The sequence below is a fragment of the Staphylococcus sp. HMSC063F05 genome (genome assembly GCF_001837075.1).
Lineage (GTDB): Bacteria > Bacillota > Bacilli > Staphylococcales > Staphylococcaceae > Staphylococcus > Staphylococcus epidermidis.
The window spans coordinates 33,431-52,993 of the sequence record NZ_KV831350.1 but is presented as its reverse complement, the minus strand read 5'-3'; the positions used below and the strand labels follow the sequence as shown (position 1 = coordinate 52,993).

Below are 19,563 nucleotides of genomic sequence, written 5' to 3'. Positions count from 1 at the left end.
TTTATATTAAAATGATGATTTAAAATTTTAAAAGTTTCTTAAATCATTACTGTTTTAAGACAAACTAGATTTTATCTCCATTTTACAATCGAGTAGTTGACTGATTGAGTTAAAAAATATACCTTAAATAATAATCTAAATCGAATTTCAAATGACTATTTGATGATTTATGCTCAAATTAATGAAATTAATTTAATATAAAAAGCTCTAAGATTCTTTGTGTAAAAGTCATCTTAAAGCTTTTTAAGTTAATCTATCATTTTATTACTAGTCATACACCTTACTATTCAACGCTGTCTCTCTCTAATACTGGTTTTAAGTATTGACCAGTGTAAGACCCTTTATTTTGAGCAATCTCTTCAGGTGTACCAGTTGCGATGATTGTTCCTCCACCTTCACCGCCTTCTGGACCTAAATCAATAATATGATCAGCCGTTTTAATAACATCAAGATTGTGTTCGATAATAACGACCGTATCACCATTTTCCACTATACGATTCAATACCTTTAATAAACGACTTATATCGTCGACATGTAATCCTGTAGTTGGTTCATCAAGAATATAAATAGAACGCCCCGTTGAACGTTTGTGCAATTCTGATGCGAGTTTTACACGTTGCGCTTCGCCACCAGATAATGTAGTAGCTTGTTGACCTAAAGTAATGTACCCCAACCCAACGTCTACAAGTGTTTGTAATTTACGTTTAATCTTAGGAATATTTTCAAAGAAATGCGTAGCTTCTTCAACAGTCATTTCTAACACATCCGCAATATTTTTACCTTTGTATGTTACCTCTAAAGTCTCACGATTATAACGTTTACCATCACACACTTCACAAGGTACATAGACATCTGGTAAAAAATGCATTTCAATTTTTATAATTCCATCACCTTTACAAGCTTCACATCGTCCACCTTTGACATTAAAACTAAATCTACCTTTTTGATAACCTCGTATTTTAGCTTCATTCGTTTGTGCAAAGACATCTCTTATGTCATCAAAGACACCAGTGTATGTGGCTGGGTTAGATCGTGGTGTTCTACCTATTGGCGATTGATCAATATCAATGATTTTATCTAATTGATCAATTCCTTTAATTTCATCAAAATTCCCAGGTTTCACTTTAGATTTATTAATTTTTTGAGCTAATGCTTTATATAAAATTTCATTGACGAGTGAACTTTTACCAGAACCTGACACACCTGTAACAACAGTTAAGACAGATAGTGGGAAGTCTACATTTACATTTTTCAAATTATTACTTTTAGCACCTTTAATTTGAATCTTTCTATCGGTGATTTCTCGTCTGTATTCAGGGACTTCAATTCGTTTTTTTCCACTTAAATATTGACCAGTTAAGGATTTTTTATCTTTCATTACTTTATTAGGGGTACCACTTGAGACAACCTCTCCACCGTGGTTACCAGCTCCCGGGCCCACATCAACTAAATAATCAGCTGCTCTCATAGTATCATCGTCATGTTCAACGACAATGAGTGTATTACCTAAATCACGCATTTCTTTTAAAGTATTAATTAATCTATCATTATCTCTTTGATGTAATCCAATAGAAGGTTCATCTAAAACATATAGTACTCCGGTTAATCGTGAACCAATTTGTGTTGCTAAACGAATACGTTGTGCTTCCCCTCCAGATAAAGTCCCTGATGAGCGATCTAAAGTCAAATATTCCAAACCAACATTATTTAAAAATGATAATCTTGAAATAATCTCTTTTAAAATTTGATCTGCAATCGATTTATCTTGGTCGCTTAATTTTAAGTTTTCGAAATAATAAAGCGCGTTTTTTATTGAATATTCAACGACTTCACCTATATTATAGTCGCCTACGTATACAGATAACGCTTCTTTGCTTAAGCGTTTGCCATGACAAGTTTCACACGGTAACTCTGTCATATATTTACTCATCATTTCGCGTGTATATTCAGAGGGGGATTCATGGTAACGACGGTCAATGTTAGGTACCACACCTTCAAAAACCATTTTACGTTTACGAGTACCACCATTTCGTTGCGTGAAAGTAAATTCAATTTCTTTTTCTCCAGAACCATTCATAAGTATGTTTTTTTGTCTATCAGTCAATTTTTTATATGGCTTATCCATATTAATTTTGTAGACTTCACATACACGTTTTAATAAAGTTGGATAAAAATCCGAACTTGTTGGTTCCCATGGTTCAATTGCACCTTCATTTAAAGTTTTATTTTTATCAGGAATGACTAAATCTAGGTCTACTTTTAGTTTTTGACCTAAACCATCACAAGTTGGACACGCACCAAACGGACTATTGAAACTAAACATTCTAGGTTCTAATTCACCAATAGAGAAACCACATATAGGACATGCGTGGTTCTCAGAGAATTTAAGTTCTTCTCCATTAATAACGTCAACTGTTAAATTACCTTCAGCAAGTTCAAGTGCTGTCTCAATAGAGTCCGCTAAACGCGTCTCAATGCCGTCTTTAACTACAAGTCTATCAACAACAACTTCAATTGTGTGATTTTTATTTTTATCCAATTGAGGCACTTCATTTACATCGACGATTTCATCATCAACACGTAAACGCACATATCCTTTCTTACCTATATCTTCAATTAATTTTTCATGACTTCCTTTTCTATGTGATATAACTGGAGCAAGTAATTGAATTTTTGTACGTTCTTCCAATTCTAAAATACGATCAACCATTTGTTGAACAGTTTGTGATTCAATTTCTATACCGTGATAAGGACAGTACGGTTTACCGACACGCGCATATAATAATCGAATATAATCATAGATTTCAGTCACAGTGGCAACGGTAGAACGTGGGTTTTTACTTGTCGTCTTCTGATCAATAGATATTGCTGGTGACAAACCTTCAATGGTATCTACATCAGGTTTGTCCATTTGTCCTAAAAATTGTCGCGCATATGCACTTAACGATTCCACATAACGTCGTTGACCTTCAGCATAAATAGTATCGAACGCTAACGAAGACTTACCTGAACCTGAAAGTCCAGTCATGACAATCAACTTGTTTTTAGGTAATTCAATATCTACTCCTTTTAAATTATGTGCTCGTGCACCTTTTACTACAATTGACGGTCCTTTCATTTAATCGTCACCCTTCTGCTTTTAATTCAAATAACATATCTCTTAACTCTGTTGCTTTTTCGAAATCTAAATCTTTGGCTGCTTTTTTCATTTCTTTTTCTATATTTTCTATTGTTTTTTGACGTTCTTTCTTTGTCATTTTCTTAGGTAATTCAGTTTGTTGTTGTTGATTTGTCTCATCGCTCTCCACAGTAGCACTAATGACGTCGTGAATCTTTTTGTTAATTGTTTTCGGCGTGATGCCATGTTCTTTGTTATGAGCAATTTGTATTTCTCTACGTCTTTGTGTTTCATCTATTGCATATTGCATAGAATCTGTAATTTTATCCGCATACATAATGACTTCTCCTTTGTCATTACGTGCTGCTCGCCCAATAGTTTGAATAAGAGATCTATCAGAACGTAAGAAGCCTTCCTTATCTGCATCTAAAATTACAACTAAAGATACTTCAGGTATATCTATACCCTCTCTCAGCAGATTGATCCCAACTATTGCGTCGTAAGTACCCATACGTAAGTCTCGAATAATTTCTATTCGTTCTAATGTTTTAATTTCTGAGTGTAAATAATTAACTTTAATCCCCGCTTCTTTCATATATGTAGTTAAATCTTCACTCATTTTTTTAGTAAGTGTTGTCACAAGTACACGTTCATCTTTGTCAACGCGATCTTGGATTTCACTTAAAAGATCATCGATTTGATTCTCAGTTGGACGCACATCAATTTTAGGATCAAGTAAACCAGTAGGTCGTATAATTTGTTCAACCATTTCATCTGTATGTTCTAACTCATATGGGCCTGGTGTAGCTGAAACATAAACAAGTTGTTTTGTTTTTTCTTCAAATTCTTCAAATTTTAATGGTCGGTTATCCAACGCACTTGGCAAACGAAATCCATGGTCTATTAATACTTGTTTACGAGCTCTATCCCCATTGTACATACCACGAATTTGAGGTAACGTAACGTGAGACTCATCAATCATGACAAGCCAATCATCTCCAAAATAATCAAGCAATGTATATGGTGTTGAACCTAATGGTCTTAAAGTTAAGTGAACAGAATAATTTTCAATACCTGAACAAAAGCCCATTTCTCTCATCATTTCTAAATCGTAGTTAGTACGTTGTTCTAACCTTTGAGCTTCTAATAATTTATTCTCATCACGTAATTCTTTTAGTCTCTCTTCTAATTCTTTTTCTATACGTTCAATAGCTACTTTCATTTTCTCTTCACGAGTAACGAAGTGTGAAGCAGGGAAAATTGTAAAATGTTCACGTTCTCGAATTACTTCACCAGTTAAATAGTTAACTTCTCTGATGCGATCAATTTCATCTCCAAAAAATTCTACGCGAATACACATTTCTTCTCTAGAAGCTGGGAATATTTCAACAACATCTCCACGCACTCTAAATGTACCACGTTGAAAATCTATGTCATTACGTGAGTATTGTACATCAACTAACTTTCTCAACAATTCGCTTCGTTCCATCTCCATACCAACACGTACACTAACAACCAAATTTTTATATTCTTCCGGATTACCTAAACCATAGATACAACTAACACTTGCGATAATAATGACATCATCACGTTCAAATAAAGAACTTGTAGCAGAATGTCGTAGTTGGTCAATTTCATCGTTAATGGAGGCGTCTTTTTCAATAAAAGTATCTGTTGAAGGCACGTATGCTTCAGGTTGATAGTAGTCGTAATAACTAACGAAATATTCAACTCTATTTTCTGGGAAAAATTCTTTAAATTCACTATATAGTTGACCTGCTAATGTCTTGTTATGTGCAATAATAAGTGTAGGTTTACCAACCTCTTTAATTACGTTACTCATAGTAAAAGTTTTACCTGTCCCAGTTGCACCTAATAAGGTTTGATGACGTTTCCTTTCATTTACGCCATCCACAATTTTTTGTATCGCTTGTGGCTGATCACCTTGTGGCTCAAATTCAGACTTTAACTTAAATGGAACATGTTCTACCATTCCAAAATACGCCTCCTAATATTGTTATCATTTATAAAGATTTTACACATCTCAAATCAATTACTTTTTCATGAATATCATTTTCTATTTTAACAAATTCTATAAGAACAATACAAACATTTGTTCGCTTGTGAAATATAACATTTATAATGCTTATTCTAAAACAAGAGCTCTAAGATGATTTCTTATGTAAGAAATTGTCTTAGAGCTTTATTTATCAGTAATGTATGATGTGCGATGTTTTTCTTAAACGTACAATCAAATACATATTATATACACACTGTACTTTAAAATCTTTCGCTTTTATATTCACAATGTATCAATTATTATGTTCTAGCTATTAAAATATTTACTATTTAATATTTAGTTATTAATGTTTACACCATGGATTACTTAATATTCAAAATACTATAAACATCAATTTAAAGTAAAAAATGAGCAATAATGATGATTCAACAATTTTAAAATAAAATTATAATCACTATTATTACAATTTAATGTAATAATAAATCAAAAAAACAAATACTTCAAAATTTTTGTTTGAACAAACGCATTCTTAAGAATCATTTTGGTTCTTATGAAATTCAAGTTGATCAATTATTAAATAACCAGCTAATAAACTTGTCACATCTATAAAAATAATCCATTCGTTGTGAAAGAATCCTTTATAAACTGATGCCCCTATTATTACCAGTGTGACTAATGTACCAATCCATTTACTTCTAGTCACCACACTAAACAGCACAACTAATATACAAGGAAAGAAGGCCGCACAAACATACCAAATCATTATCGTCACCCATTTCTTCTGTTTAGAATTGACATTGTTGTTTCACGTAATTCAGTTCGAGGAATAAAGTTTTCTGTGAGCATTTCAGGTATAACATTTTCAATAAAATTTTTTACAGATTCTAAGTGATCAAATTGTATAATAGTTTCTAAACTCATTTCATATATTTCAAAAAATAGTGGCTCAGGATTACGTTTTTGTATTTCTCCAAATGTTTCATACAATAAATCAATTTTATCAGCAACAGATAGAATTTGACCTTCTAGAGAATCATCTTTACCTTCTTGTAAACGTTCACGATACACGTGCTGATATTGTGTTGGTATCTCCTCTTTGATAAACGTATCGACCATTTCTTCTTCAACTTGGGAGAATAAATGTTTTAATTCCTTACTTGCGTATTTTACCGGTGTTTTGATATCACCTGTAAACACTTCAGCAAAGTCGTGGTTGAGTGACTTTTCATAAAGACTCTTCCAATCGATTTTATTTCCATGATATTCTTCGACAGTAGCCATATATTGCGCAATTTTAGTTACTTTAAAAGAATGAGCTGCGACATTGTGTTCAAAATATTTAAATTTACCTGGTAATCTTATTAATTTTTCTAAATCTGATAGTCTTTTAAAATATTGATGCATTCCCATAATAAGACACCTCCTTAATATTAAAATTAGTCTATATTCTTATTGTTATTATATCAATCAATATTATTATTGAAAGTAAATTATCATGTAAATCATTTCTATTTTATTACAAAAGAAAAAGTAGAATAATGAATTCATTTTGAACTCACTATTCTACTCTAATACGTAATTTATGGGTAAAACATGTTGATATATATGGAGGTGTTGTTCAACCAACATGATTTTCAATTTAATTGTCTAGAACGTTTATATAACATAAGAGACAATTATACGCGCAGTTCATTCACACTTTGAATATAAATAGCCATTTAGTGAATGTAATTATATGAATTAGGGTTGCTAATAGTTCTGTAAGATTTTACGTTAACGCCACCATTCCAGTTCATTTCCGAAACAGTTACAGAACCATTAGAATTGATTGATTCAACAACGCCAACATGTCCATAAGCACCAGCCCCATTTTGACCCGGACCACTTTGGAATACAGCACCAACCTCAGGTGTGTGATCTACATTAAAGCCAGCCTGATTAGCTGAATATGCCCAGTTACTAGCGTTGCCCCATAGACTTCCAATTGGTTTCCCTAGCTCAGCTCGACGATCGAATGCATAATAAGTACATTGACCAGTAGTGTATAAATTACCTGAGTTAGATACACTTCTTAGACCATCATAGGCGTTTGACACAGAGTATGTATCAGTTGATTCACTATCATAATTATCATAAGTAGTGTTGGATGTATCAGTTGATACATTATTATATCCTACTGGAATGTAGTTAGTTTCATAATTTACGAATGTGTTTGTGTTATTAAATTGTTCAAATGCAGTTTCAGATACTACAATTTCATCTCCCGGAAAAATAAGAGGTTCTACACCAGGATTTAATGCATAAAGCTCTTCTAAAGAAAGATTATGTTCTAAAGCAATTTTATATAAACTATCTCCAGGTTTTACAATGTAAATACCTAAGTTTGATTGATTTGTAATTACATCACCCGTTGCATATGTGTCTAGTTGCGACGTCTCAGATTCTTGTGCGTTAGCTGCAGTGTTGATTGTAATAAAAGCTGCAATCGAACTTAACGTTACAGTTAGCGTTTTTTTCATCTAGTTGTCATTCCTTTGCTAGTTGATTATTAATTCACAAATTTAATATAGCACAATCAAATGAAGCTAAGGGTATTGTTATATTGATGTAATATAATAGTTAACAAGTGTATTTTTACATCTAGAGGTGATTATCTACTCCACTAGTTCCTAACCTTATGATGTACAGGTCAAATTAAAGTCATTCTCGTATAAGATTGAATTTACTACGGTAACATTAGAAAATGCAGACTACATATAAAGTAAATATAACTTTAAAAATTAACTCCCTATTCTGTCTGCTTAATGAAAAATACGCATAATCATTGATAAATCAAATAATGATTATGCGTATATCAATTATACGTCTCGACTATCCATTTCTTTTCTTAAATAAGCTTCTATGAATGGGCCTATTTCTCCATCCATAACAGCGTCTACTTTACCAGTTTCTTCATTCGTACGATGATCTTTAATCATTGAATATGGATGAAAGACGTAAGAACGAATCTGACTTCCCCATCCAATGTCTTTTTGTTCGCCTCGAATTTCAGCCATTTCTTGCTCTTGCTCTTCTAACTTTAATTGATAAAGTTTGGACTTCAACATTTTCATTGCAGCTTCTCTATTTTTTATTTGAGATCGTTCATTTTGGTTGTTGACTACAATACCTGTAGGGTGATGTGTAATTCTAATTGCAGACTCAGTTTTGTTAATATGTTGTCCACCAGCGCCTGAAGCTCTAAAAGTATCCACTGTGATATCATCTGGGTTAATCTCGATTTCAATTTCATCATTATTAAAATCAGGAATAACATCACATGATGCAAAAGAAGTATGGCGTCTACCAGATGAATCGAAAGGTGAAATTCTAACTAAACGATGAACACCTTTTTCTGCCTTTAAATAACCATAAGCATTATGTCCTTTAATAAGTAATGTGACACTTTTAACGCCTGCTTCATCTCCTGGAAGATAATCAACCGTTTCAACTTTAAAGCCATTTTGTTCACAGTAACGTTGATACATCCTAAGAAGCATACTTACCCAATCTTGTGATTCTGTACCGCCAGCACCGGGATGAAGCTCTAATATAGCATTATTTGCATCATGTGGTCCGTCGAGGAGTAATTGTAACTCATATTGATCAATTTGTTCTTCAAATTGCTGAACTTCCTCTTCTAATTCTATCTTCATATCCTCATCATATTCTTCTTGTAATAACTCTCTCGTCGCACTCATATCATCGACAGCATTTGTCAGTTGATAATACCCATTTACTATAGATTTTAGTGCATTGTTCTTATCAATGATATCTTGTGCTTTAGTTTGATCATTCCAAAAATCAGGATCAGTCATCATTTCTTCATACTCTTGTATGTTCGTCTCTTTATTTTCTAAGTCAAAGAGACCCCCTAATTTGATTTAAGTGATTTTGATATTCTTCTAAATTTCTTTTAATCTCAGATAGTTCCATTCATCTTCTCTCCTATTTAATCATTCTATGTCATAATATTTATATCATACAGTATATGCCTATTTTTTAAAAATAAACGGCCATTCCATCGCTATATCATATTACTAAGCATTTAACTTACAAGCGATGTAAATAAAGGCTGAGTCATTCATAATTTGATATGCCTCAGCCTTTATATTTAAACTATTTTATTGATTACGCTTTCCCATGACAATTTTTATATTTTTTACCACTACCACATGGGCATGGATCATTTCTACCTACCTGATCACCTTTTACAATCGGTTGGGGCTTTGCTTTTTCTTTGCCATCTTCAGCAGTTACATGTTTTGCTTCACCAAAGCTTTTAGATTTTTCACGTTCTACATCATCTTCAAACTGAACCACTGATTTCAAGATATACTTACATGTATCTTCCTCGATATTTTGCATCATGATATCAAATAATTCATGACCTTCATTTTGATAATCACGAAGTGGATTTTGTTGTGCATATGAACGTAAATGAATACCTTGACGCAATTGATCCATCGTATCAATATGATCAGTCCAATGTGTATCAATTGAACGTAATAAAATCATCCGCTCAAATTCACTCATTTGGTCTCCTAATGTTTCTTGTTGCTGTGCATATGCTTTTTCAATTTTAGACCATACAATTTCAAAAATATCTTCTGAATCTTTACCTTTAATTTCTGTATCTTGAAGATCTCCTTCTTGCAAGAACACATCATTAACGTAATTGATAAATGGCGTGTAGTCAGTATTATCGTCTTCTTCATTAATAAAATGATTAATCGCACGTTGCAATGTAGAACGTAACATCGCGTTAACGACTTGAGAACTTTCTTCACTATCAATGATTTCATTACGCTCATTATAAATAATTTCACGTTGCTTACGTAAAACTTCATCGTATTCTAGAATACGTTTACGCGCGTCAAAGTTATTACCTTCTACTCGTTTTTGAGCTGATTCTACAGCTCGAGATACCATTTTCGACTCGATTGGCGTTGAATCATCCATTCCTAAACGGTTCATCATTTTCTGTAAGCGTTCTGAACCAAAACGTACCATTAATTCATCTTGTAAAGATAGGTAAAAACGACTATCTCCTCTATCACCTTGGCGTCCTGAACGTCCACGTAATTGATCATCAATACGTCTTGATTCATGACGCTCAGTACCAATAACAGCAAGTCCACCTAACTCTTCAACACCATCACCAAGTTTAATATCTGTTCCACGTCCAGCCATATTTGTGGCAATTGTAACTGCACCTTTTTGCCCCGCGTTTGAAACGATTTCAGCTTCGCGTTCATGATTTTTAGCGTTTAATACGTCATGTCTGACACCACGTTTTTTTAGTAAATTTGAAATATATTCAGAAGTCTCAACAGCAACAGTACCTAGTAAGACGGGTTGTCCTTTTTTATGTTTTTCTACAACATCTTCAACTACCGCATCAAACTTTCCTTTTTGACTAATATAAATTAAGTCTGAATTATCTTTACGTTGAACAGGTTTGTTTGTTGGAATTTGGGTAACTGTCATATTATAGATATTACGAAATTCTTCCTCTTCGGTTTTCGCTGTACCAGTCATCCCCGCTAACTTATTATACATTCTGAAATAGTTTTGGAAAGTAATGGATGCCATCGTTTTAGACTCATTTTGAATTGCTACACCTTCTTTAGCCTCAATTGCTTGGTGTAAACCTTCAGAAAAACGACGTCCAGGCATTGTACGTCCAGTAAATTGGTCAACAATTAATACTTCACCGTCAACGACCATGTAATCAACATCGCGTTGCAAAGTAACATGAGCTCTTAAAGCTGTATTAATATGACTAATCACTTCCACATTTTGAACATCATAAAGATTATCTACTTTGAACATACGTTCAGCTTTATCTGCACCTTGTTCTGTAAGATGTACAGCTTTGGTTTTTTCATCATAATTATAATCATCTTCCGCTTTAAGCATTTTTGCAAAAACATTTGCTTGAGTATATAAAGAAGTAGATTTTTCCGCTTCACCAGAAATAATTAAAGGTGTTCTTGCTTCGTCGATCAATATGGAATCGACCTCATCAATAATTGCAAAATGTAGAGGACGCATTACTCTCTCTTCAGCATAGTTCACCATATTATCTCTAAGATAATCAAACCCAAGTTCATTATTCGTACTATAAGTGATATCTTGTGCGTAAGCCTCACGTTTTTCTTCAGTTGACTTACTATTTAAGTTCAAACCTACAGTTAAGCCAAGATAGTTATATAGTTCAGCCATTTCTTCACTTTGTGAACTTGATAGATATTCATTGACTGTAATAACATGTACACCTCTACCAGCTAAAGCATTCAAATACGTCGGCATGGTTGCAGTCAATGTTTTCCCTTCACCTGTTCTCATTTCTGCAATATCACCTTTATGTATAGCAATACCACCCATTACTTGTACTTTATAAGGAATCATATTAAATACTCTCTTTGACCCCTCACGTACAAGTGCATAAGCTTCAGGTAAAATTTTATCTAAATAATCATTTTGTTTTTTTACATCTTCAATTTCTGCTAACTCTTTTTGAAAAGATTTTGTTTTTTCACGTATTTCTTCATCGGTTAATATCGCAGTATCTTCCTCTAAAGCAAGTACTTTATCTGCTAACTTACCTAATCTTTTAATTTCTTTTTTATTGCCGTCAACAATTTTCGATAAAAATCCCATTGCACGCGTCGCTCCTTTAACTAAAAACTGTTTGGCTTACAACAATTTATCTTATCATTTATATCGCTAAATTTATACTTATATACTCATGAAGTAATGCGTGTTAACTCAATTTTTCACAACACTTCACTTTGATTCGACTGGCAACAGCCTTTTTCTATAGACAATCATTTATATTATAAAATGTATATAAACATTTCAATTAACAATAATTTTATTTTAACACGTTGCAATCATTTTTTTCTCGCAATCAAACACGTTTTTAAAAAATAACGCAACGCGATACCTTTAACTAATATAGAAATTTAAAATCAAAGTTTAAATATAAATCGTCAAATCACACTAGCATATTTGTAAGCATACTGTCTATTAAATACTCATTTAATTGGTTAATTCAAAATTTAAGCAAACAAAATAAGCTGAGACACTTATTAAGAATACGAACTCCAAAGCTTGATTAATGTCATATCTACTTTGAAGTGAACATATCAAAACAATGCCCCAGCCTATGTTTATTAAGTTCTATTTTGTAGTCAAGCAAACTAAGAATACATATGTGTATTAGTAACCCTGATTCTATTAATCATTATTACCTTATTCAATAAACTGATAAGAATTCTTAATTCAACTTCGGCAATATTATAGTCTATAATATACAAGTCAATTTATTCAGTTGTTTCAATCAGACCGTATTTGCCATCTTTTCGTCTATAAACAATGCTTGTGCCATCAGTTTCTCTATCGGTAAAAATAAAGAAATCATGTCCCAATAAATTCATTTGCAATACTGCTTCTTCAGAATCCATTGGTTTTAAGCTGAATTGTTTAGAACGAATAATTTCAATATCATTTTCACTTTCTATATCATCTGCATGATTGTTTGTTGTAGACTCTTGTACTTCAGCAACAAAGATATCTTGATCTCCACGATCTCTATGTTTACGATTTACACGAGTTTTGTATTTACGTACTTGTCTTTCCAATTTGTTAGTAATTAAATCAATGCCTGCATATAAATCATCATGTCTTTCTTCAGCTCTAAGAGTGACATCTTTTAAAGGAATTGTAACTTCAATTTTAGTTGTAGAATTAGAATAAGTTTTAACTCTAACATGTGCTACAGCATTTGGCACATTGTTAAAGTATCTTTCTAATTTACCTACTTTCTCCTCAATATAGTTGCGAATTGCATCTGTGATAGTGAGGTTATCTCCATGAATTTCAAATCTAATCATAGTAATCTCTCCTTAAACCTCTATATTGATACTTCTTACCTATATTTTACCATGTTTATGTTATCGTGCAAACGCAAACACTTTGAATTTTCTGACTTTTTTATCGTACAATTTACACCCTGCGTGATGAATAGTTAACCCTGTTGTATAAATATCATCTATGAGTAGTATTACTTTCCCTTCGATATTTATCTCTTCATCTTTTATATAAAATGGATTAGGGGCTTTTGAACGTTCAATCTTTCCTAACTTTGACTGCTTAGGACGTATATGTGTACCTAATACATCTTGATATGAGATGCCCATTTTATCTAAGACAGTGGTCACAGGATTAAATGTACGTTCAATGTCGCGTTCAATTGGAGAAGGAATGGGAACTATATAATCATATTGCGTTTGAGGTAAAACTAATTTTCTCGCCAATACTTCTGCCAAATAGAAGTCTCGCTTAATCTTATACTGGTGTATGATTTCTTTCATCATACCATCATAACTATAATCACAAAACAATTGTTCCATTAAATAAAATGTTTTACTTAAGAATTGACAGTCATGACATTCGCCATCAGTAGAAATTTTGTTGTTAAGGCACTTAGGACACCTACCATCTTTATGAATTTTGGAGTTAAGCCATAATGTTTCACATCGTTCACAAAATATCTGAGGTGGTTTAAATAAGTTATAAATATGAATGGTCTCATGAATAGGTTGATTGCACTGGATACATTTATGCATCAATCCATCCCCTTTTAATTGCTAAACGATTCATTGAAATAATGTTTCTTTTAGCTAAAATCATCGATAATGTAACACCTTCATGAAGAAATAAAACTAAGCCACTTGGAGACTGCTGTTTACGTCCTACGCGACCAGCAATTTGAATTAAAGCCTCTTGTTGAAAACTTCCAGCATCAACTACAACGACATCTAAGTGTGTCATTGTAAATCCTCTTTCTAAAATAGTTGTAGTGAATACAATTTTGTGTTGTCCTCGTCTTAAAGCTTCAATTTTTTCAAATCGTAAATCATCTTCACTGTGAACGCAAATCAAATCAGGGATGTCCATTTTATACTGTTGATACATTTTATTCATAATTTCTATATTATTAATAAAGACCAAAGTAAAACGTTGTTGGTTAATTTGATATCTAAATATATTAAGTAATAAATTTTGTTTTCGTGTTGATTTTAATTTGAAATATTTGAACTTAGGAATAGGAAGGGGGGATCGGTGAAAACGGGCTGGTAACTTAATTATTTTTTCTGGGGGGAATTGTTTTAAAAAATGACGCGGTGGTGTGGCCGTCATGAAAATATGTGAATGATTCGATTTTGAAGCAAGTTGTATTGCATTTGATAATTGTGGATCCATAGACAACGGAAAAGCATCTACCTCATCGACAAATACAGTATCAAAATGCTGTTTAAACCTCAATAATTGATGGATAGTAGCAATAACAAAATGACCATTATATTGCTGTCTACTAGATTGATGTAGCACATCTATATGTTCATCGATAAAAGCATCTTTTATTCGATGACTTATCTCAATAATAACGTCTACACGAGGTGATACAATAGCAATATTATGTCCCATCTGACGAGCTATCCTAATTCCCTCAAACATCATTTCAGTTTTCCCTGCTCCTGTGACGGCATATAACAAGAGGTCATTATTATTTTTTATAGCTTGAACGATAGTTTCTGAAGCGTATTGCTGTTGCTTTGATAATTCAAAGGGTAACTGATAATTCGCTTTTGTTGCTTTTTGAAAACTTTTTACGAGACATATATCTGTAATACTATCCATTCTGCCTAATTGAATGCATCGTCTACAGTATGTGATTGTTTTATCCAATATCGTTGAATTGTAAGTCACAAAATATTGCAAGGAAGTGTTTCCACATTGAATACAATACCAACGCTCACTGTCTTTTATAACACCTTTTGAAACTTGAGATACTGATTCATCTTCAAGTTGATGCGTTGGAGAAATCAGTCTACCGTAATATTTAATTTTACTTCACTACTTTCAAAAAAGTCTGAAATACTCAAATAAGCGAACACAAGTGATATCTAATGATATTACCACTGTGTTCTTTCCTATCAAGCTTTCAGACTTTTGATTATATATTAATTAATGTCGATTCTTCTTGGGAAGTAACCCAATCCTAAACCGCCTGATCCTAAATGTGATGCTATCACTGGTCCAAATTCACAATACTGAATATGAACATTAGGATGATCTTCCTTTAATTGCTGAAGAAATGACTTTCCATCTTCAGTTTTATCACCGTTTATTACAAATACTGTCACATCTTCCATGCCTTCTATTTCTTTAAAAATGTTTGTTTCTAAAGATTTTAGCGCACGTTTTTTAGTACGTACTTTTTCGTGTGGATGTATTTTACCATCTTCTTCAAAACGCAAGACAGGTTTCATTTTCAATAATGTACCTACCCAAGCTTGAGCTCCAGTGATACGACCACTTTTTTGTAAATTTTTTAAATCATCAACAATTAAGTATGCACCAATATGTTGTCTTATTTCAGTTAGTTCATTAATAATATCATCAGGTTTATATCCCTTTTGTACCAATTGAGCAGCGTAAATTGCAAAGCTACCTTCAATCATCGCAGCAAGACGGCTATCAAACGTATGTACTTGAATATCTTCAACCATTTCACCAGCTTGTGTTGCTGAAGGATAGCTTCCGCTTATACCACTTGATAAGTTAATCACGATGACATCAGTGTATCCTTGTTCTCTTAATCTCTCAAAATTTTCAATCCAATCGCCAATAGCAGGTTGGCTTGTTGTTGGTATAGTTTTAGATGAAGCCATTTTTTTATAAAAATCATCTACAGAAAAATCATCACTCTCAGTGAAATTCACTCCATCATCGAAAGTTACACTTAGTGAAGCGACTGGTATGTTATATTGTTCTATTATATGTTGTGGTAAATAACTTGTAGAATCGGTCATAACTGCAATCTTCATCTTAATACTTATCCTCCTCAATTATACTCATAGTTATGATACAATAATTTTTTAAAAAAGAAAATATCATCGTAATAATTTAGAACCTATCTTGTTACGTGTATAATAATGTTAGAAAACTGAATTGTAGGTGGCAAAAATAAGATGGATAAATCCATAATTACTATTAAACAAGCACATTCAATTGAAAATGTGATAAGTAAATCACGCTTTATAGCATATATTAAGCCTGTTTCGACTGAAAATGAAGCAAAAGCTTTTATAGATGAAATTAAAACAAAACATAAAGATGCAACTCATAATTGTTCAGCCTATACTGTCGGACCAGAGATGAATATTCAAAAGGCAAACGACGATGGCGAACCAAGTGGAACAGCTGGCATCCCAATGCTTGAAATACTGAAAAAACAAGAGATACACAATGTTTGTGTCGTCGTGACACGCTACTTCGGTGGTATCAAGTTAGGTGCAGGCGGTCTTATTAGAGCATATAGCGGCGCCGTGCGTGATGTGATATATGATATAGGTAGAGTCGAACTAAGAGAAGCTATTCCAGTAACCGTTACGTTAGATTATGATCAGACAGGTAAATTTGAATATGAACTTGCCTCTACTACATTCTTATTAAGAGAACAATTTTATACCGATAAAGTAAGTTATCAAATTGACGTAGTAAAAAATGAATATGATGCTTTTATAGACTTTTTAAATCGAATTACTTCTGGAAATTATGATTTGAAACAAGAAGACCTTAAACTATTACCTTTTGATATTGAAACCAATTAAAAAAAAAACACTATGCAAGTTAAAGCAACGCGTGCTTATGACCTACATAGTGTTTTTTTATTATGAACGGTGATGCTCATCATAATGATGTTGCTTACCATTTCCTTTTTTTGTAATTAAATTTAATATTGGTCGATAATTATCATCTATTAATCCAGTAAATTCAACGATCAACTCAATCGTAAAGACAATGAGAATGAACATCATAAGTGCACCCAACGGTTGGGATAAATAGAGGATAACACTAGATAAACTAAACATAATCGCTATTGAATAAATAAGTAAAACGGTTTGTCTATGCGTATATCCTAAAGCAAGTAATTTATGATGTAAATGTGACTTGTCCGCTTGCATTATATGTTGCCCTTTTTTCATTCGACGAATCATTGCAAATAATGTATCAATAAATGGCACCGCTAATATAACTATAGGAAAGAATAATGCAATAAATGTGATATTCTTAAAGCCGAGTAAGGATAAGAAACCGATAATAAATCCTATCATTAATGCACCACTATCACCTAGGAAAATTTTCGCTGGGTGAAAGTTATAGAATAAGAAACCAAGTAAAGACCCTAAAAGTACACAGCAAATCATGATAATAAATATGTTCGCTTGTAAAATAGCGATGAATCCAATAGTCATTAATGCCAATGCTGAGACGCCTGAGGCAAGTCCATCAAGTCCGTCGATAAGATTAATAGCATTGGTAATTGCTACAATCCATATTACTGTAATAGGAATGCTGAATATGCCAAAATGAATCGTTGGACCAATTGGCAATGAAATAAAGTCTATTGTAATTCCATAAAACGTAACAATTAAAGCTGCAACAATTTGACCTGCTAACTTTAAATAAGGTCTTAGATCGTAAATATCATCAATCAATCCAACCATATACATTGTAATTGCACCTAATATAAGCGGTTTAACCTCACGTTCAATAGGGTGTCCGAGCCAAATCCCTATTAAGAAAGAAAATAAAATGACCGTTCCTCCCATCACTGAGATAGGTTTCGTATGTACTTTTCTGAAATTAGGACGATCTACTAAATCTAATTTTTTTGATATTACAATAATAATGGGTGTAATTATTAAACTGACTATCATAGTAAAAGCTATAAGTAATAGTGTATACATCAGTTCACCTTCATTGAATAAGTTGTACCTCACGCTATGTAAAATTTGTTATCTATCGTTTTTAATGCAATATTTATCAACCATAAATGTAGTTTTCATTGAACTAAAATTATATGATTAATGTTTAAATTATAAATATCCATGTTACATAGCTATTGTCTAAATTACAAAGATTGACCTTTACATTATCTTTGCATTGTCTATACATTTTTTTAATCATACCATTTAAGTGCTAATTTTAACATTAAATACCATTGTTTGTGTGTAATTTCTGTTGCTAGATGATGACAAATTGTAAGTTTTCACTTACAATAGCTAATGGTTAATAAAGGAGTCGGTATGGAAATGTTTGAAGCTATCATATATAACATATCTGTCATGGTGGCAGGTATATATTTATTTCATAGGTTACAATATTCTGAAAATAAAAGAATGATTTTTTCTAAAGAATATGTAACAGTACTAATGACATTCGTTTCTTTACTTTTAGCGGCATACCCTATCCCATTTCAAAACGAATACCTCGTCCATTTAACATTTGTACCTCTTTTGTTTTTAGGACGTTATACCAACATGATATATACACTCACGGCTGCTTTTATCGTATCTTTAGTCGATGTATTTATCTTTGGAAACTCAATTATTTATGGTATTACATTAATCGTTATTGCAGGTATTGTCAGTGCAGTGGGACCATTCTTAAAGCAAAACGATATCATTTCTTTACTTATTTTAAATTTGATTAGCATTATCATTTTGTTATTTTTAGCATTATTAAGCCCTATTTATGAACTCGTAGAGATTTTAGTGCTTATCCCTATTTCATTTATTATTACAATTGCTTCAGCAATAACATTCGTTGATATATGGCACTTTTTCTCTTTAGTCAATCGTTATGAAAATGAAGATAAATACGATTATCTTACAGGTCTAGGTAATGTGAAAGAATTTGATAGACACTTAAATGAGGTCTCAAGTAAAGCTGAAGAAAAGAAACAAAGTTTAGCCTTACTTCTCATTGATATTGATGGCTTTAAAGATGTAAACGATCATTATTCACACCAATCAGGAGATGCTGTTCTCAAACAAATGTCTCAACTATTAAAAAACTATGTCCCAAACCAGTTCAAAATATTTAGAAACGGTGGCGAAGAATTTTCTGTTGTAATAAGAGATTACACACTAGATCAAAGCGTGAAATTAGCAGAAAATATTCGAAGTGGTGTTGAAAAATCTTCTTTCCACCTACCAAACAAAGAAGTAATCAAGCTATCAGTTTCAATTGGTGTAGGATACTTAACTCAAGAAGATCGTAAATCTCAACGTAAAGTATTTAAAGATGCTGATGACATGGTACATGTGGCTAAAAGTGAAGGAAGAAATAAAGTCATGTTTAATCCTATTGTCAAATTATAATCAAGCTAAATGCTATGTTAACTGCTACGTTAAAAAATTATTAAAGCGTATACAGTTATGCATAGCATTTTTTACTATTTTTAATTAGTATTGAAAATGTTATTAAAATCAAGCTGTCTATTGAAACTTAAGTCTTCAAGTTG

The 19,563-nt window shown here is 32.4% G+C and carries 14 protein-coding genes; 2 read left to right on the top strand and 12 right to left on the bottom strand.

Annotated elements, in window-relative coordinates; translation table 11 throughout:
* Positions 1-283: 283 nt before the first annotated feature.
* From uvrA to fakB1, 11 genes are all read right to left on the bottom strand, one after another.
* The gene (uvrA, locus tag HMPREF2576_RS07460; RefSeq protein ID WP_001829652.1) at positions 284-3,118 is read right to left on the bottom strand and encodes an excinuclease ABC subunit UvrA; all 2,835 of its coding nucleotides are present in this window, start codon (positions 3,116-3,118) and stop codon (positions 284-286) included.
* 7 nt (positions 3,119-3,125) lie between these two features.
* Positions 3,126-5,111: an excinuclease ABC subunit UvrB gene (gene uvrB, locus HMPREF2576_RS07455; RefSeq protein ID WP_001829601.1), complete on the bottom strand. Its 1,986-nt coding sequence runs from the start codon at positions 5,109-5,111 to the stop codon at positions 3,126-3,128.
* A gap of 556 nt (positions 5,112-5,667) precedes the next feature.
* Complete coding sequence (locus tag HMPREF2576_RS07450) at positions 5,668-5,901, bottom strand: CsbA family protein (RefSeq protein ID WP_001832593.1); 234 nt, start codon at positions 5,899-5,901, stop codon at positions 5,668-5,670.
* 5 nt (positions 5,902-5,906) lie between these two features.
* Positions 5,907-6,548 carry a YfbR-like 5'-deoxynucleotidase gene (locus HMPREF2576_RS07445; RefSeq protein WP_002468687.1) on the bottom strand — a complete coding sequence of 214 codons (642 nt, stop codon included), beginning with the start codon at positions 6,546-6,548 and terminating at the stop codon, positions 5,907-5,909.
* 308 nt (positions 6,549-6,856) lie between these two features.
* Positions 6,857-7,657 (bottom strand): COG3942 and LysM peptidoglycan-binding domain-containing protein, encoded by an 801-nt coding sequence (locus tag HMPREF2576_RS07440; RefSeq protein WP_002501749.1) that lies wholly within the window; start codon positions 7,655-7,657, stop codon positions 6,857-6,859.
* A gap of 339 nt (positions 7,658-7,996) precedes the next feature.
* Positions 7,997-9,113, bottom strand: a protein-coding gene (gene prfB / locus HMPREF2576_RS07435) for a peptide chain release factor 2 (protein WP_010959142.1) whose coding sequence is annotated in 2 segments (ribosomal slippage) — positions 7,997-9,040 and positions 9,042-9,113 — 1,116 coding nt in all. Because the reading frame shifts where the segments join, the coding sequence is not laid out codon by codon here.
* 195 nt (positions 9,114-9,308) lie between these two features.
* The gene (gene secA, locus HMPREF2576_RS07430) at positions 9,309-11,843 is read right to left on the bottom strand and encodes a preprotein translocase subunit SecA (RefSeq protein ID WP_002501750.1); all 2,535 of its coding nucleotides are present in this window, start codon (positions 11,841-11,843) and stop codon (positions 9,309-9,311) included.
* 665 nt (positions 11,844-12,508) lie between these two features.
* Positions 12,509-13,078 carry a ribosome hibernation-promoting factor, HPF/YfiA family gene (gene hpf / locus HMPREF2576_RS07425; RefSeq protein ID WP_001829676.1) on the bottom strand — a complete coding sequence of 190 codons (570 nt, stop codon included), beginning with the start codon at positions 13,076-13,078 and terminating at the stop codon, positions 12,509-12,511.
* 60 nt (positions 13,079-13,138) lie between these two features.
* On the bottom strand, positions 13,139-13,813 hold the full coding sequence (locus HMPREF2576_RS07420) for a ComF family protein (protein WP_002485567.1): 675 nt from the start codon (positions 13,811-13,813) through the stop codon (positions 13,139-13,141).
* Positions 13,806-15,077 (bottom strand): DEAD/DEAH box helicase family protein, encoded by a 1,272-nt coding sequence (locus HMPREF2576_RS07415; RefSeq protein ID WP_153647370.1) that lies wholly within the window; start codon positions 15,075-15,077, stop codon positions 13,806-13,808. The genes HMPREF2576_RS07420 and HMPREF2576_RS07415 overlap by 8 nt, the downstream gene beginning before the upstream one ends.
* Positions 15,078-15,211: 134 nt before the next feature.
* Positions 15,212-16,078, bottom strand: coding sequence for a fatty acid kinase binding subunit FakB1 (gene fakB1, locus HMPREF2576_RS07410; protein WP_001829661.1), 867 nt, complete (start codon positions 16,076-16,078; stop codon positions 15,212-15,214).
* Between the two features lie 144 nt (positions 16,079-16,222).
* Between fakB1 and HMPREF2576_RS07405 the strand changes: the two genes are divergently transcribed.
* Positions 16,223-16,864 (top strand): YigZ family protein, encoded by a 642-nt coding sequence (locus HMPREF2576_RS07405; protein ID WP_001829639.1) that lies wholly within the window; start codon positions 16,223-16,225, stop codon positions 16,862-16,864.
* 60 nt (positions 16,865-16,924) lie between these two features.
* On the opposite strand, the gene HMPREF2576_RS07400 is transcribed toward HMPREF2576_RS07405, so the two are convergent.
* Positions 16,925-18,004, bottom strand: coding sequence for a glycosyltransferase family 4 protein (locus tag HMPREF2576_RS07400; RefSeq protein ID WP_001829686.1), 1,080 nt, complete (start codon positions 18,002-18,004; stop codon positions 16,925-16,927).
* A 345-nt stretch (positions 18,005-18,349) separates the two neighbouring features.
* On the opposite strand from HMPREF2576_RS07400, the gene HMPREF2576_RS07395 reads away from it, so the two are divergent.
* Positions 18,350-19,420: a GGDEF domain-containing protein GdpS gene (locus HMPREF2576_RS07395; protein WP_002494710.1), complete on the top strand. Its 1,071-nt coding sequence runs from the start codon at positions 18,350-18,352 to the stop codon at positions 19,418-19,420.
* The last annotated feature ends 143 nt before the right edge of the window (positions 19,421-19,563 follow it).

Bases quoted from the DNA above. Each gene is read 5' to 3' on its own strand.
- uvrA (WP_001829652.1), bottom strand. From the start codon at position 3,118: ATGAAAGGACCGTCAATTGTAGTAAAAGGTGCACGAGCACATAATTTA.
- uvrB (WP_001829601.1), bottom strand. From the start codon at position 5,111: ATGGTAGAACATGTTCCATTTAAGTTAAAGTCTGAATTTGAGCCACAA.
- HMPREF2576_RS07450 (WP_001832593.1), bottom strand. From the start codon at position 5,901: ATGATTTGGTATGTTTGTGCGGCCTTCTTTCCTTGTATATTAGTTGTG.
- HMPREF2576_RS07445 (WP_002468687.1), bottom strand. From the start codon at position 6,548: ATGGGAATGCATCAATATTTTAAAAGACTATCAGATTTAGAAAAATTA.
- HMPREF2576_RS07440 (WP_002501749.1), bottom strand. From the start codon at position 7,657: ATGAAAAAAACGCTAACTGTAACGTTAAGTTCGATTGCAGCTTTTATT.
- secA (WP_002501750.1), bottom strand. From the start codon at position 11,843: ATGGGATTTTTATCGAAAATTGTTGACGGCAATAAAAAAGAAATTAAA.
- hpf (WP_001829676.1), bottom strand. From the start codon at position 13,078: ATGATTAGATTTGAAATTCATGGAGATAACCTCACTATCACAGATGCA.
- HMPREF2576_RS07420 (WP_002485567.1), bottom strand. From the start codon at position 13,813: ATGCATAAATGTATCCAGTGCAATCAACCTATTCATGAGACCATTCAT.
- fakB1 (WP_001829661.1), bottom strand. From the start codon at position 16,078: ATGAAGATTGCAGTTATGACCGATTCTACAAGTTATTTACCACAACAT.
- HMPREF2576_RS07405 (WP_001829639.1), top strand. From the start codon at position 16,223: ATGGATAAATCCATAATTACTATTAAACAAGCACATTCAATTGAAAAT.
- HMPREF2576_RS07400 (WP_001829686.1), bottom strand. From the start codon at position 18,004: ATGTATACACTATTACTTATAGCTTTTACTATGATAGTCAGTTTAATA.
- HMPREF2576_RS07395 (WP_002494710.1), top strand. From the start codon at position 18,350: ATGTTTGAAGCTATCATATATAACATATCTGTCATGGTGGCAGGTATA.